Source organism: Halorubrum sp. DM2 (assembly GCF_901686465.1).
In the GTDB taxonomy this organism is placed as follows: Archaea; Halobacteriota; Halobacteria; order Halobacteriales; family Haloferacaceae; genus Halorubrum.
Map to the genome: position 1 here is coordinate 1,152,126 of NZ_LR594487.1, position 15,245 is coordinate 1,167,370.

General features: G+C 57.3%; 11 protein-coding genes and 6 pseudogenes. 3 read left to right on the forward strand and 14 right to left on the reverse strand.

What is annotated here, in order from left to right; all coding sequences use genetic code 11:
• Positions 1–70 precede the first annotated feature (70 nt).
• The 13 genes and pseudogenes from QOL69_RS05905 to ugpC form a co-directional block, all read right to left on the reverse strand.
• Positions 71–1,005: pseudogene (locus tag QOL69_RS05905) on the reverse strand (ISH3 family transposase); the annotation flags it as partial.
• A 141-nt stretch (positions 1,006–1,146) separates the two neighbouring features.
• A pseudogene (locus QOL69_RS05910) lies at positions 1,147–1,348 on the reverse strand (ISH3 family transposase); the annotation flags it as partial.
• Positions 1,349–1,385: 37 nt separating this feature from the next.
• Positions 1,386–1,694: pseudogene (locus QOL69_RS05915) on the reverse strand (DDE-type integrase/transposase/recombinase); the annotation flags it as partial.
• A gap of 47 nt (positions 1,695–1,741) precedes the next feature.
• Positions 1,742–2,116, reverse strand: a complete 375-nt coding sequence (locus tag QOL69_RS05920; protein WP_283402417.1) for a Rid family detoxifying hydrolase — start codon at positions 2,114–2,116, stop codon at positions 1,742–1,744.
• 89 nt (positions 2,117–2,205) lie between these two features.
• On the reverse strand, positions 2,206–2,865 hold the full coding sequence (locus QOL69_RS05925; protein WP_283402418.1) for a carbohydrate-binding family 9-like protein: 660 nt from the start codon (positions 2,863–2,865) through the stop codon (positions 2,206–2,208).
• Positions 2,862–3,704, reverse strand: coding sequence for an SDR family NAD(P)-dependent oxidoreductase (locus tag QOL69_RS05930; RefSeq protein ID WP_283402419.1), 843 nt, complete (start codon positions 3,702–3,704; stop codon positions 2,862–2,864). Before QOL69_RS05930 ends, QOL69_RS05925 begins: the two co-directional genes overlap by 4 nt.
• Before the next feature lie 100 nt (positions 3,705–3,804).
• Positions 3,805–4,971 (reverse strand): mandelate racemase/muconate lactonizing enzyme family protein, encoded by a 1,167-nt coding sequence (locus QOL69_RS05935; RefSeq protein WP_283402420.1) that lies wholly within the window; start codon positions 4,969–4,971, stop codon positions 3,805–3,807.
• A gap of 42 nt (positions 4,972–5,013) precedes the next feature.
• The gene (locus QOL69_RS05940) at positions 5,014–6,153 is read right to left on the reverse strand and encodes a hypothetical protein (RefSeq protein ID WP_283404213.1); all 1,140 of its coding nucleotides are present in this window, start codon (positions 6,151–6,153) and stop codon (positions 5,014–5,016) included.
• A 64-nt stretch (positions 6,154–6,217) separates the two neighbouring features.
• Complete coding sequence (locus QOL69_RS05945) at positions 6,218–7,063, reverse strand: carbohydrate ABC transporter permease (RefSeq protein ID WP_283402421.1); 846 nt, start codon at positions 7,061–7,063, stop codon at positions 6,218–6,220.
• A complete protein-coding gene (locus QOL69_RS05950; protein ID WP_283402422.1) occupies positions 7,060–7,998 on the reverse strand; it encodes a carbohydrate ABC transporter permease in 939 nt (312 codons plus the stop codon). The genes QOL69_RS05945 and QOL69_RS05950 overlap by 4 nt, the downstream gene beginning before the upstream one ends.
• Before the next feature lie 8 nt (positions 7,999–8,006).
• Positions 8,007–9,353 (reverse strand): ABC transporter substrate-binding protein, encoded by a 1,347-nt coding sequence (locus tag QOL69_RS05955; protein ID WP_345782476.1) that lies wholly within the window; start codon positions 9,351–9,353, stop codon positions 8,007–8,009.
• A 71-nt stretch (positions 9,354–9,424) separates the two neighbouring features.
• Positions 9,425–10,228 carry a creatininase family protein gene (locus tag QOL69_RS05960; protein WP_283402423.1) on the reverse strand — a complete coding sequence of 268 codons (804 nt, stop codon included), beginning with the start codon at positions 10,226–10,228 and terminating at the stop codon, positions 9,425–9,427.
• Positions 10,229–10,238: 10 nt separating this feature from the next.
• Positions 10,239–11,336, reverse strand: a complete 1,098-nt coding sequence (gene ugpC / locus QOL69_RS05965) for an ABC transporter ATP-binding protein (RefSeq protein ID WP_283402424.1) — start codon at positions 11,334–11,336, stop codon at positions 10,239–10,241.
• A gap of 153 nt (positions 11,337–11,489) precedes the next feature.
• On the opposite strand from ugpC, the gene QOL69_RS05970 reads away from it, so the two are divergent.
• Positions 11,490–12,266: an IclR family transcriptional regulator gene (locus tag QOL69_RS05970; protein ID WP_283402425.1), complete on the forward strand. Its 777-nt coding sequence runs from the start codon at positions 11,490–11,492 to the stop codon at positions 12,264–12,266.
• A gap of 347 nt (positions 12,267–12,613) precedes the next feature.
• On the opposite strand, the pseudogene QOL69_RS05975 reads toward QOL69_RS05970, so the two are convergent.
• A pseudogene (locus QOL69_RS05975) lies at positions 12,614–12,718 on the reverse strand (IS1595 family transposase); the annotation flags it as partial.
• Positions 12,719–13,168: 450 nt separating this feature from the next.
• Here QOL69_RS05975 and QOL69_RS05980 point away from each other — a divergent pair.
• Together QOL69_RS05980 and QOL69_RS05985 are read left to right on the forward strand one after the other, a co-directional pair.
• Positions 13,169–13,998 (forward strand): annotated as a pseudogene (locus QOL69_RS05980) (IS5 family transposase).
• An 18-nt stretch (positions 13,999–14,016) separates the two neighbouring features.
• A pseudogene (locus QOL69_RS05985) lies at positions 14,017–14,973 on the forward strand (transposase).
• Positions 14,974–15,245: the final 272 nt, after the last annotated feature.

Sequence of the window (15,245 nt, forward strand, 5' to 3'; positions counted from 1 at the left end):
GCTGTCGGCGGCGATCAGCCGCCGACGCGACAGCATCGCCACTCACTCCGCTGGCTTGCTCGGTCGGTGGTTAGCGGTGGAATCGGTTGTCAGGTGGCCGGTTCGCGGGGACGGTCCGACGCACCGCGAGGGCCGTCCACGCAGCTCGTCGAATCATATTAATGAACTCCTTGTACGGCCACCACCAGAGGCGACGCCCGCCTCAGCGGGGCGTCGCCACATACTCGTAGTGAAGGTACCGCCAGACATTCTGTAAGAGTAGACTCACCACGACGTACAGCAGCCGTACCGTTGGATCTCGTGTTGTGGTTGTCGCTATCGCTTGCTCAAACAACCGATAGCTCGACTCGATACCGAACCGCTTGCTGTAGTGGTATCGAGCGTCGCGTGGTGAGTCGATGAACGGCGCGTCAGCGGCGTAGCCGTGACACGCCACACCGTTCTCGTCATACTTCCCGTTCAGGTACGTACAGTCGATGTAGACGGGAAATCGACGGTCCAGCTGTGACCGTCGAGTTTCCCTGTCAGATCGTGCTGAACGACACGGCTCCATCCTTTCGAGAGCTCTTGCTGAATCGTCTTTCCCCACCGGATGATCGGGATCACGTACGCGTAGTCGTGCGCTTGAAGCAGCGTGAGGCACCTGCTGTCGTAGAATCCGCGATCGAGGTAGACGGCCGTGACCTTGGTGTCAAGGCCGTCAAGGACACCGAGAAACTCAGCGAGGACACTGCTGGCGGTATCGCCGTCTTCGAGACGGCGTACCGCCAGCGTGTAGCGTTTGTTCTTCACACGCGCGTAGAGTGTCGCGTAGGCATGGAACGCGGTGGTTCCGCGCTTTGCGACAGAGTGGAAGAGTCCATTCGTACCGTCTTCGTCACCGTAGTAGGGTCGCAGGTGGAGGTCTGCGCAGACCTCCACCTGCTCGGGGAGCAGTTCATCGAGGTTCTTCCGCAGGAGCGTGTTAGCGACTCGTTCGAGCCGATCCGGTTCGAACTTCGTCCGACGCTCTTATGTAGAAACGCGGAAAGGGGTCGTTTGCTTTTAACCAGCTCTGAATCAGCACCCCTGACACCGTCAAATCAGTGGGAAGTGGCCGAGTCGAATTCTGTCAGATCGTCTTTCCACAGCTTTGCATAAGAGCGTCGTCCGAAGATGGTAGAGGATCGTGTTCGCAGCGGGTGTGTTCTCGCTCGAAGCACAGAGCGTAGAGACAGAGGTCCTCAGCAGTGATCTCAGCGTTATTGGCTAAGGGGAGCGGAACTTCCTCGTCAAGGCGGTTGACGAGAAAGCTAAGAAGCTGGTTCTCGCAAATCTCACCGTCTGCTTGCTGCTGTTTGCTAGGCACATTCGCAGCAAGCAGACGTTCTAACTAAGCGGCTTTGTGAAGTACTGAGATTGAGTTTCTCACCGAGACCAGCGAGGAATGTAGCCGCTAGATCGGTGCCATGTCGTCCAAACAGCTGGACATCGAGAATCAATTTTGTTTCGATGTCTATTGCAGCACATAGCCAAGACATCTCACCATTAATTTTGATAGCAATTTCGTCAACAGCGACCCTTGGCGGCTTCACCGTCGGCGGGTCGGTAATACTCTCATCAACTCGAGTTACCCACTGAAAGATCGCTTAATGAGACCGTTCAACACGGAAAAGACAAAGAAACTCTTGTGCTTCTCCGAGAGAACAACTGCTCACTTCTCAAACTGGCTTAAGTTGACAGTGCTGAACCATGACGGTGGTCACAGGCCCGCAACGACTTCGATCTCGACCGCGATCTTGATCGGCAGGCGGGAAACCTCCATGGCGGCCCGCGCCGGATACGGCTCGCTCATGTATTGGGCGTAGACCTCGTTGACAGCCTCATAGTCGTCCATATCGGTGACGTAGACGTTCGCGTGGACGACGTTCTCCAGCGACGTGCCGGCCGCCTCGAGGATGGCGCCGACGTTCTCCAGTGTCCGTTCCGTCTGCTCGGTCACGTCGTCGGAGACGACCTCACCCGTCTGCGGATCCACGGGTCCCTGCCCAGATACGTAGACCTGTCCGTCGTCGATGATCCCCTGCGAGTACGGTCCGATCGCGTCCGGCGCGTCGTCGGTACTGACTTCCTCCATAATGGAAGTAACTCCTACCGTTGCTTGTATCTTTCGTCAGCGTGTTAACGTTCGGTGGAGGGGAGACACTGTTAGAGTCAATGGGTCCGTCACTGGAACCGGAGCTCTCCGAACGCCGCCGGACGGTGGAAATCTGGTTCAGACGCCTCGACTGGATTCCAGGCCGCGTAGAGCGTCTCGGGAAGCTTCCGGATCCGATAGAAGTTCCCACGCCAACGCGTTCCCAGGGACGGGTCGACCGGGACGCCGGCGAGGTCAGACAACGTGTTGAACGGGAGTTCCACAGCGATCCACCAGCCCTCGTCGTCCGATCGCGGCCGCTTCGTTGGCCCGCTGATCGAGCCGCGGACCCGAACGTTGGCAGCGGCATCCGGTGTCACAAGCGTTCGGTTCGTTCGGCCCATTCCGTACCCGAGGTAGAACGTTCCAACACAGTTCACCTCAAAGTTAAAGTATGCATTACAGACATCTGGACGCGGGCTTGCGAAGAATTCGACGCAGCTGTCCTCCCACACCGACCCGTTCAGCGTCGTGGCCTCTGCGTGGCTGTGTTCATCGTTGACCGTGTAGTGCAGGTATAGCGTTTCGTCGTCGTACAGCACACGAACGGTCGTACGCGGTCGGGAATCCGGTTGGGTCCAGAGAAATCGGTCGATCGAGACGCGATCCACACGCTCCCACGGGGTCCCTGTCGTCTCACCAACTAGCGGGACCGAGTCGTCAACCCGCTGGATCCCCGTCGTCCTCATCGATCGGTCGGCGGTTCGTCTGCCTGGTAGATCTCGTTCTCGAACGACTGCGGCAAGCCAGCCGTCAGACCGCCATCGACGACGAGGTTCTCACCGGTGATGAACCCAGAGCGCTCACTGGCCAGGAACAGTGCGGTGTCCGCAACCTCGCGCGGGCGCCCGAACCTCCCGAGAGGATACTGGTCGATCCACCGGTCGCGGGCACTCGTCTCCCCAGACCGCTCCTCCGTGCTCTCCATCTCGTCCCGGCGGTTCTGGGTCTCGATGGTCCCCGCTGAGAGGACGTTTGATCGGATCCCGTACTGGCCGTAATGCGTTGCGATGTTCCTAGACAGCGCGAGGAGCCCGCTCTTGGCCTCCGAGTAGCCCGTTAGCCCGATCCCGAAGAGCCCGTTCACCGAGCCGACGTGGACCATTGAGCCGCCATCACCAGCGATCATCGCGGGCATGACCTCGCGGGCAAGCAGGTAAGGCGCCTTGAGGTTCAACTCAAGCATCCACTCGAACTCCTCCTCGCTACACCGGTGCAGTAGATCCGCTGACTCTACTGAGCCGCCCGCGTTGTTGACGAGAACGCGGATGTCACCGAACTCCTCAATCGTTGTGTCCACGAGGTCGCGGACGGCTTCGGAATCGGTTACATCACACTCCACTGGAATCACCTGGCCATCGTGAGCGGCATCAAGCTGGTCCGCGACGGCCGCGACATCCTCGTACGTGCGTGAACAGATTGCCACGTCGCCGCCGGCTTCGGCGAACGCCGTTGCGATCTCCTTTCCGATACCGCGTGATGCGCCAGTCACGATCGCCGGACGGTCCGTTAGGGACAACTCGGCCATGTCAAATAAGTCTACTGTAGGAGTGATAAAGAAGGTTCCGGCGTAGACAGCGACGGGAGGGTGATGTCGCGACCGGACGCCGAACGTGACATCCGCGCCGCTACACTTCGTACTGGTCGATCATCTCGCGGTCGATCTCGATCCCGAGTCCGGGCTCGTCGGGGACCCGCATGTGCCCCTCCGTGATATCGAAGGGGTCAGCAATAATGTCATCCTGCCACGCGTAGTAGGTTGTGTCCGGCGGAAGCGAGAAACCCGGGATCCCGTGAACAGACTGGAGGATGGCCGCAGTCCGAATCCCCAGATCGAACGCGCAGTGGTGAGTGAACGGAACACCGGCATCCTCAACGATGGAGGCCTGCTGTCGGAGTCCGCTGATCCCGCCTGCAGGCGTGAGGTCAAGCACGGCGACGTCCATCGCGCCGGCCTCGGCAAGCGAGCGTAGATTGTTCGGGATGTAGGTGTCCTCATTCGGCGCGATCGGTTGCCGGAGGCGCTTCCTGAGCGTAGCCAGCGAGTTGTGTGCGTTGACCCGGATCGGCTGCTCCATATACTGGAGGTAGATCCCCGAATCCTCGAGCGCTGCACCGACGCGGACGGCCTGATCGAGCGACCAACCCTGATTCGGGTCGAGCCTGAACTCCAGCGCTCCGTCGACCTCGTCGTGCATGGCTTCGATCCGCGCTACGTCTTGTTGCCAGTCACGGCCGGCCTTAGTCTTGAGCACTGAGAAGCCGGCGTCGAGCGCTTCCTGGGCTTTAGCACGGGACTCAGCAGGCGAAAGGATGCCCAAACAGAACGCGAACTCGATGTCGCGGTCAGGCCCGAATTCACGGTCAGCCGCGTCCGCGTTCATCGCGGTGGTCTGTTCCGGCGCCGTCGAGCCGCCAAGAAGTTCGTAGACGGGCTTTCCGAGAGCTTTCCCCGCGATGTCCCAGCACGCGGTCTCGACAGCAGCAAAGAACAGTTCGACGTTCGTGTACTCGATGAACACCTGCCGGCGGAGGCGCTCGACTTCGAAAGGCGACTGGCCCTCGATCAGGGGGCCGATCCCGTCCTCGATGACGGACTCCGTGGCGTCCGCCGTCAGGAACGTCCGCATCTCACCCCAGCCGGAGATCCCCTCGTCGGTCTCCACTTCGACGATAACGCGCTCCATCGAGTCAACCTGCCCGTGATTCGTCACGTACGGCCCGATCCCGAGCGGTTCATCGAGGTCGACAAGCGGTACGTCTACAGTCGTAGCTGTCACAGCCGTGATTTCCATATTATCTTGTGTACTGCCCCCGTAAAAGAAGCTACCGTCTCCTCACTGGATCGTCGACGCGATCCAGTCGAGGGAGCGATTAGGAAGCAACCCGTAGTTGTAGAAGGAGACGCGGGGGATGCCCTCCTCTCGGAGCCCGTCGACGATCCGTGAGAGCGTATTCGGGTCGTCGATCGCGGGGTAGCCGGGAAGCAGCCCGACATGAATTGGTACGTCGATATCGAGACTGTCAACTACCCGGTATGATCGGAGAACATCTTCGCGGGACGATTCGTACGTCGGGAGACAAAAGTAGTCGACATGATCGGAGAGCTGAGTAAGGTCGGCGCCGGCCATCCACTCGCGGCCGGGCTCCGGCATGCCGACGTAGTAGCCGAGTTCCGTCTCCCCTGCGGCCGACGCCAGGTCAGCGTAAAGGTCCGCAAGCGTGCGCTGGCGTACGTCCACGTAGTCGGCGACTGCTGGAGACTGCCGGAGCCACTGTTCCGGAACGATGTCGCTCGGGAGACGCCCAGCGATGATGTCGTCAAGCGCTTTGACGGACATCTGCCGCACCCGGTCGACATCGACTCCTCGGTCCATGGCGATATTGCGGCAGTGATCACAGAAGCAGAGGCCAAACAGGAACTCACCGAGCGTCCCGAGTTCCGCGTGGATCTTCTGGTGGTGCCAACCGAATCCCGTCCCGTAAAAGTAGTCGAACGTCTCCAACTCAATCCGATTGAACGTCTCGCGAGATGCGAGGTCGGTAACGAGTGACCGCAGATACTGCTGGGTGTCGGGGTGTGACGGACAGAGTCCGAACACCAGGTCGTCGCCGTACGGCGATGTAAGTGTCAGCTCGGGATGGGCCATACCGAGTCGAGAGTTGTGACAGCCGATCGTCCACGATGTCAGCTTGAGGTCGTTAGTCGCAGTCGCGATCGAGTCAACCCAGTCTTCGTCCATCCCTTCGTACGGTCGCGGTCGAATCTCACCGTACTCGCCGCCCGGGTAGAAGTACGAACTTGCGTGCGCGAAGTGGGTCTTCCGCACTGGGTTGTGCGGAGAGAACGTCTGGACAGAGTGGTAGTTCGTCGCCAGGTTCATTTCACCGATCCCGATCTCTCGAAGGCGCGACGAGACCGTGTCAATCCCCTCGTCGCGAACGTCCCACGGATACGCCCAGGTTGCAAACTCCATACCCACACAGATGTGGCGGGGCAATTAAAACTCCGGTTGCGCTGAAACCGCCCGTGAGAAGCGGTTACTCCTTCACCGCGCCGGCTGTCATTCCTGCGACGATGTACTCCTCGAGGAACGCGAAGAGGATCAACAGCGGAATGATCCCAACGACCGAGGCCGTCAGCATCATCCGCCAGTCCGTCTGGAGCGCGCCTACCATCGAGAAGACACCCCTGGGAACGTTGTACTTCCCGGCGTCCGTGAGGAATGTCAGGACGAACAGCAGGCGGTTCCAAGCGTACAGGAACGTGTAGGTGACACTCGCGACGAGCGCCGGCTTGGTCAGGGGCAAGACGATCTTTGTGAGGATCTGCCACTGTTCGGCGCCGTCGATCCGTGCTGACTCCTCCAGCGAAACCGGGATCGTCTTGAAGTAGCCGTACAACATCCAGACGTTGAACGGGAGCGTGAACGCGGCCGCCGGGATGATGACAGCGAGGTAGCTATTGAACAGTCCGACGGTTGTGATGACGTCGAAGAGCCCGACGATGAGCACAACGGGGGCGAACATTTGTACAACGAGCACGGACAGCAGGAATGTTCGCTTCCCGATAAAATCGTTCCGCGCACACGAGTAGGCGGCCGGGATAGCTAACGCGAGCGTTAGGACGACAGTGCCAATAGAGATCAGGAAGCTGTTGGCGATCCATAGGAGGATGTCCGTCTGGCTCCACACCTGGAGGTACGCCTCAACCGTGGGATCCTCCGGCACGAGCGTGGCCGGACTCGAGAAGATCTCTGACTCCGTCTTAAGCGTGCTCGAGAACATCGCGTAGAACGGGAACATCATCACACCCAGCAGCGCAATGAGCACACCGTAGAGGCGGACTTTCCGGAGCCACGTCCGCTGTTGACCCGCCATCGTCATAGTTCCTCACCTCCCCGTGTGTAGACACGCAGATACACGACTGCGAACACTAAGAGAAAGAGGAATCCAATGACGCTGAACGCTGCGCCACGGCCGAGGTTCCCGTTTTCTAGACCTACCTTGTAGATCCATATCACGAGCGTCGATGTGGTGTTGATCGGACCCCCGCGGGTCATCGTCCAGATCGTGTCGAAGCTGACGAACGTCCAGATAGTCGATAACAGCGTCGCAATCAGGATGACGGACTTCAGCTGGGGTAGGGTGATGTACCGGAACTGGTGCCACCGCTCGGCACCGTCGATCGCTGCCGCCTCGTACAACTCCTGAGGGATGGACTGGAGTCCTGCCAGGAAGATAATCGCCATGAACGGCGTACCGATCCAGATGTCGGCCACCACAACTCCGAGCCACGCAATATCTGGGTTCCCAAGGATACCGATAGCCTGATCGGTGATTCCGAGCTTCAGCAGGACGGCGTTGATGTAGCCGTACTGCGGGTGCTCGATCCAGCGGAACACGACCGCGGAGATGGCGTAAGGGATCCCCCAAGGGATCAGGAACGCTGTCCGGAAGAACTTCCGACCCTTGATGTCGCCCTTCAGGTGAACGGCGATCAGCAGGCCGAGCAACGTCTTCCCTGCCACGCCGATGACAACCCAGCGGCCGGTCTGCCACAGCAGCTGGTAGAACATGTCGCTGCCGAGTATCTCAACGTAGTGTTGGAGCCCGACGTACGTCTCGATCGACGAGTCGGCGGGCGATTCGTACAGCGACAGCCGGAACGTCTCAATGATCGGATAGCCGACGACGCTCAACAGGAAGATTGCGGCGGGGGCGATCAGCAGGTACGCGCGGCTATTGTGACGGAGGTAGTCCATTCCCTGCTCAAGGCGTGAATCGGCCTGCGTCTCGGCATACTCTTCTGCAGTGCCCATTTGTGTAGTCACTCCATCGCGTCTTCGAGATCGGACTGCGCGTCGTTGAGAGCCTTCTGCGGGGATTTCTGCCCACCGAGGGCCTCTTGGATCGCTTGAACCATGCGGTTGTTGAACTCATTGAAGTTCGAGAGCTTCGGTCGCGCACGAGCGTACTGGCCGGCCTCGATATAGGGTGCCCAGTTCGACGATTCTTGGAAGTGGTCGCGCTCACCGACCTCCTCAATCGTCGGCATGAACCCCTTGTTGGTCGCGTATTCGAAGTGACGGTCGGGCTCGAGGTAAAACCTCAGGAAATCTTCCGCCAGATCCTTGACCTCGGTCTGGGCGAAGATCGACACGGCGTCAATCGTGTTCAAGCTGTAGCGACCCTCGGGGCCGGCAGGCACCTGAACGATGCCGTAGTCGAAGTCGACTTCGTCGTTGTCCTTCGCGGCGTCAATGTTGATCCCCGTATAAACGTGGGCAATAACCATCCCGAGCTCGCCAGACTCGAACAGCTGACGGATATCCTGTCGAGTCGACGAGAGCGGCGAGGGCTGGGTGATCCCGTACTCTTGGTGCAGGTCGGAGTAGAGAGTGAGCGCCTCAACGCCCTCGCTAGAGTTCACGACAGGGAGCCCCTCGTCGTCGATCAGGTCCGCGCCGTGTGACCAGTGGTAGTGGTAGTACTGCGAACCCGTCTCGATGGCGGCCGCACCGGCGAGTCCCAGCGCGGGCGTGTCCGTCTCGTCTCGGATCTGTTCGCCGGCCGCGACCATATCATCCCATGTATCGAGTTGAGGGTTCTCGGGATCAAGTCCAGCGGCCTCAAACACATCCTTGTTGTAGTAGAGACACTTGTTGGATGCGGCCCATGGGGCCCCGTAGTAAGACCCCTGGTACTTGCAGCCGTCCGCCATTCCTTGGTAGAAACGATCGCCGAACTCGCCCTCCATGAGCTCATCGATAGGCTCGAGTTCATTTTTGCCGACAAGTTGGGGGATCCACCGCGCTGGCCAGCGAGCGACATCGGGCGCCTCGCCGCCATCGACGCGGTTGTTCACCGTCTGCTGGGCGTTGTCCCAGGTGACACTTGTGAACTCGAGGGTGACATCGTGTTCCTCCTCGAACTGCTCATTGTTTTCCTCAAAGAACTCTTGAATGTTGTCCCCAACCCCCATCGTCAGGAACTGGATCGTCCGGCCATCGTCGCCGTCACCGCTTCCATCGCCATCGGAACCGTCACCGTTGTCTGAGTCACTGTCGTCTCCCAGACAACCTGCAAACGCGAAGATGCCACCACCTCCCATCGTCTTGAGAACTTTCCGCCGGTCAATGCTTCCGTCGGTGTGCGCAATTTTGTCTATCGACATCTGTGCTATCCATTAATTTGCGGTTATTAATAATTTTTGGTGGTACAACGTGTCGGCAACTCCGGCCTACATCATCGGTTGTACTCGTGGATCGCCGTGAATATGGCGCCCAACTCGTCGGTGACGACATCGTAGATTTGTTCGCCCTTCGCCGCACTGGCGAGTTCCGGGGCGCCGATATCGCCCGTGTTGGAGTACTCAGCGAAGGAACGGTAGATAGAGAGCTGTCCTCCTTTGAGGAGATCTCCCCCGCCCCAGTCGTAGTGCTCGTTCCAGCGCGTCCCTTTCTCAATCATTGACTCCACCACAAGATCCGGTCGGAGGTACAGCATGAGTGATGTCTCGTACTCGCCCCCGTGAGCCATACCGCCTGGCTTACTATCACGGAGGTCCGCGATCTCCGGTGCCGCGAGAGTAAAGTAGGTCGTCCCGAGAACCTCCGCGTCTGTGGTCTTCCCGAGCGTGCTTACCGTCGCATCGATGAGGGAGGCGTTCCCGCCGTGACCGTTCACGAAGCAGACTGCATCGAAACCGTTCTCTAATCCTGTCCGGCCGATGTCCTCAAGCACACGTCTGAGATGCTCGAACTCCAGCGAGAGCGTTCCGCCGAACGAGAGGTGGTGCGGCGAGAAGCCGCACCAGACCGCTGGCGTGACAAGTACCGGTACGTCGTCCCGCAGTGACTCTGCTCCGCCGTGGACCATCGCATCCACGAGGAGCGTGTCGGTGATGACTGGGAGGTGATGGCCGTGCTGTTCCACACTCCCGACGGGGACGACAAGGACGGACCCGTCGCTCTGAGCGACATCTCGGATCGCTGCGTACGGTTTTCCAGCCCATTCCCACTCGTTCGTACCGATCGTCTCGTAGATCATTGAGTCGTCTTCACGCCATTCGTTCCGCGGTCGCCTCAACCGGAACTCGGTCGCCCGACTCGTCGAAGAAATGAATATCCGCGACATCGAAATCGAGCGTGACCAGTTCGCCGGGATCGGGTCGGAACTCGTTGTCGACCCGGGCGATGATTTCCTCGTCTCCATCCGTGGGAGGTTTGAAGTAGAGGTAGTTATCTGCCCCCATGGGTTCGACGACATCCACAGTGGCCGAGAGCCGGCCGGTACCGTCGATCGTATACAGGTCCTCGGGGCGGACGCCAAGCGTGTAGCGTCCCGGCGGTAGCGACACGTCGAGGTCGGTCTCGAAGCCATCTCCTTGGACGGCTATCCCGTCAGAAGTCGACTCGACATCGACCTCAAAGAAGTTCATGCTGGGAGAGCCGATGAACCCGGCAACAAACCGGTTGTTCGGTTCGCTGTAACAGATTTCAGGCTCCGCGATCTGCTGGAGCTCCCCATGATTGAGGATGGCGATCCGGTCACCCATCGTTATCGCCTCCGTCTGGTCGTGCGTAACGTAGATCGTTGAGACCCCAAGCTCCTCGTGTAGGCGCTGGAGTTCCGTCCGCATCTGTGAGCGGAGCTTCGCGTCGAGGTTGGAGAGCGGCTCATCCATCAGGAAGACGTCCGGATCGCGGACAATCGAGCGACCGAGAGCGACTCGCTGTTGCTGTCCGCCCGACAGCTGCTTCGGGTACTGGTCCAGCAGTTCCGGGATTTCGAGGAGTTCGGCCGCATCCTCGACTCGCTCATTGATCTCGGCGTCCTCAAACTCACCCGAGAGCCGCAGGCCGAATGACATGTTCTCCCGCACGGTCATGTGTGGATAGAGCGCGTAGTTCTGGAACACCATCGCTATGTTCCGGTCCTGTGGCCGCACATCGTTGACAACCTTCGAGCCGATCCGAATTTCGCCGTTGGAAATCGTCTCTAGGCCCGCGACCATGCGGAGGGTCGTCGATTTCCCACAGCCGGACGGGCCGACCACAACAAGGAACTCTCCGTCGCGAACCGTTATGTCAATTCCCTCAACTGCGAGTACGTCGTCATACATTTTCGTTACGTCTGACAGCTGTACTTGGCTCATAGTTGCCTATCGGCATCTTCATAGCGGCACATAAAAGTTTTTCGGCGGAGAACATGGTAAATGCTCGAATTCTCGCTTACAGGCTGCCGCAGTGGGTCGCAAAATATTTGATAATACCAAAAGTTAATTAAGCGGGGACAACCATTACCGTACATGACCGAAGACCGAACCCCGAGGCGGATCAAGTCGGTGAGTACAGCATTTGACATACTCAAAATTCTCAGAGATGAGGAAGGTGCGACGGTGACCGAGATCGCCGAGGCAATAGATCGTTCGCCAGGAACAACACATACCTACCTCGCGACGATGGAAGAGAAGGGGTATGTGCGGGTCGAGAACAGCGAGTATCGGGTGGGACTATTCGCTCTCCCATTGGGGGAGTACGTCCGGGCTACTTCTCGCTTGTACCAGACTGGAAAGCCTGAGATCGATAAACTGGCACAGGAGAGCGGAGAAGCAGCACACCTTGTGGTTGAGAGTCACGGCCATGAAATCCTCCTGTACGAACAGTTTGGGCCCAATGCCGTTGGTGAAGACCTGTACACACGGATCAAAGGATACCCGCGTCGAAATCTTCACTGCTCAGCCGCTAGCAAGGCGATCCTCGCACATCTTGACGAGTCTCGCCGTTCCAAAATCCTGAATGATTACGAGTTCGTCGCACGTACACCAAACACGATCATCGACGAGGAAACGCTTCGGGCAGAACTGGAGGAAGTCCGACAAAACGGCTACGCTATAAACGACGAGGAACAGATTATGGGTGTGCGTGCAGTTGCTGCACCGATAATCCACGAAAACACCATCTACGGAGCGATCAGCCTTTCGACACCGACAAGTCGGATGCAGGAAGACGAGTTTGTGAAGCAGGTGCCGGAACGAGTCCTCGACGTTGCAAATGTCATAGAGGTAAATATCCAGATGCCATAACGAGATTGGTGAACCGTTCGTCGACATCTAGCAGTAATAAGAGAAAATAATATAAAATATATCAGAATAATTAAGTATGTCTAATTCTAATTGTGTTTTAAAATTATATGAATAATTTTAATAGCTCTATATCATTTTCGAAATATAATGCTACTTGTCTGAGATATTTTTGTTATTGTCAAATTATCTCCGCGTGGTTAATGGGAGTATTACGCTCATACGTTTGTAAAGTTTGGGCGGATAATTCGGTCGCGTTATTTTAGAAGATGAGTCGCTCAAATTTAGAGTATCCACGATCAAACCCGAATGTCTCAAGGAACGCTCTTGTGGCGGAGATTGTTGGTGAGTCATAGCACGGTTTCGAGGATAGTTTTGAGTGCTTCTTTCTCCGGTTTTCGGAACACTTCACGACGGAGCTGAAACGTTTGGAGATGTGTTGTGAGTCTGTCTTTGTGTGACTTCTAGCTCTAGCTGAGAACTGACCAACAATCCTCTACCCAAGTGCGTCGAACGTTTTATAATCAGACTAGCATTCCTTTTGAACAAGTTGAGTAGAAATTATATGTTGTGGATTGTTACCGCTGTGCCATTGTCTTCATGGACTTGCTCAAAGCGATAGGTGATGCTAACTCACTCATCCTGTGACTGCACTTCTGAGAGAATGGCGACTACCTCGTAATTTCTCTTCCTCTCGGCGATACAGTTGTACCCGCGGATGAGCGTGTCATAGAACAGTTCCCATACCAAAGAGCAGGGTGAACGCTGGGGTGGAATGAGCCCAACGACCCTACAAGATAATCCTTCGGTCGAATCGCTCTTTAATATCGTGTGCTCCGTTGAATCCGCAGAAGGCGACAGGATAGCGTCGCTGTAAAGGCAGTAGCGAAGCGGAAGAGCCGAATGTGTCCAAGCTACTCTTCCGCTTCGTTAAGCAAGTCGCGTCCCTGACGCAAATGCGCTGTGCCGCCAGTCCAACGGTGGTGAGTGATCCGACTGGCAACGGATTTCCCGGTTGGAAACATGTGACACTCCACTTTTTGCGGGTTCACATGGATGCGACGTACCGCGAGATCGTTGATTGGGCGAGTGAGATGGATCGGGTTCGTGGTCTGTTACAGCTGTCGCGGACAGCATTTTCCGCACCCTCAACGCTGTACCGGTCCTTCGAGAAGGTGCCCACGTCCATGTGGCGAAGGTTCCTTCGAGAGTCCGCAAAGAGCTGTGATCCGGGCTCACACGGAGCGATCGATGCTACATTTTTCGACCGTGAAACGGCATCGAGACACTACTAATACCGCTCGGATCACCACATACGCACGCTCAAAACGACGGCCCCCGTAGATACAAACTCGTGTGCCATCCTTGATGTTCACTGTTCGGCACACTGGCCTCATGACACCCAGACTAGCCGTCGAGTGGCCGCTCGTAACACCGAGAAACTAGGAGTATAGCCGGTGACAAAGGCTATGGCGACCAATAGCTCCGGGACGCCCTTCGTTCAGAGGGCGTCCGTCCACTCCTTCGTCACCGGCTGTTCGCTGCCTACGATCACGTACACAACGCACGGTTGGACAGCGAATTATACGGCCAGCGCTGGATGGCCGAGACCGCCTTTTCGGCCATCAAGCGTCGATTCGGCCCCGCTGTCCACCCTCGCGCGTGGTACCGTGAGTTCCGTGAACTCGCGTTGACCGCCACAGTCTACCCCCTCGAACAAGCTCTCAAACAGTGATCCCCGCTCCGTCATCGGATTCAACAAAGCAATATCGTGGAAACAGAGATGCTCGCGCTGTTTGAGTACCTTTCCTTTGAATTTCTCGAAGAACTCGACGTATTCGCCCCGGCGGAGACGGGGCGAACACAAGAGCTTGAGCCACCAGAGATGATGCGCGGCTTTTTCCACTGTTATTACAAGGACATTCACGGGATTCGTCCTGTTGTACGAGAACTCAACAACCCACTTTTCTGGCTTGGCTGTGAGTTCGATCGACCGCCGTTGAGAGACGCTGTCGATCGCTTCCTCACCGATCTTGAACACGTTGTTGACAAAGTCTCCGATCACCTCGTCGGGCAGGCCACCTACCGGGGCCTGATCGACTTGACCTACTCGATCGATTCGATAGATGTGAGGACGATGCCAGCCGATCAAGATGCGTCGGAATGCTACGATCCAACAGCTGAAGAGTACTACTACGGCTACGGATGTACAATTGTTTCGACCGGGCAAAAGATCCCGATAGCAGCCGAGTTCACTGAGAGCAAACAAGCACCAGAGGAGACGGCGATGCGCGTCACGTGTGACGCGCTCGCCGTCGAAACACCGATTTGGGTGCTCGGTGACAGCGCCTACGACACACTCGATTGGCACGACTACCCGCTGAGCGCAGGAGTCGTGCCAATCGCTCCGTACAACGCACGAAATGCCGACGATCCAATGGACATCGAGTACAGGGTCGAAGACCGTGTCAAAAAACACAGCAGGGATGTGAAGCTGAAGCAATCGTCGTTAGATGAGACGTACAACCGCCGGACAGGCGTCGAACGAACCAACGACGCAGTCAAGGACTGCGGCCTCGGGCGCGAACGTGCCTGAGGCCGTGTCCATGTACGGGCACAAGTATTTCCCGCCCTATGTCTCCGCCTTGTCGTTGCGATCACCAACTATGAACGCGGAGACAATCCGGGAAGCACAATTATCACGGTGTGACAAGATTTCTATGACACCCTCGTACCCGCGGATAGCTGGACATGTGACTTAAGATCGTGGGCTAGCAAAAGGGAATTACAAATCTACGTTTGTAACGATCAGACAAAGCATACTTACGCTGAATATTTTCAAAAGCGACCAACGAAATTTGCTCGGACTATCGAAAAGTGTGACTTGAATTGGCTCGGTGATAAGTTGGAAATAGTCGAGAACCACCTGTTACCGCTTTATACAAGTAGATTCGATGACGCCGAACTTTTGAAAAAGATAGA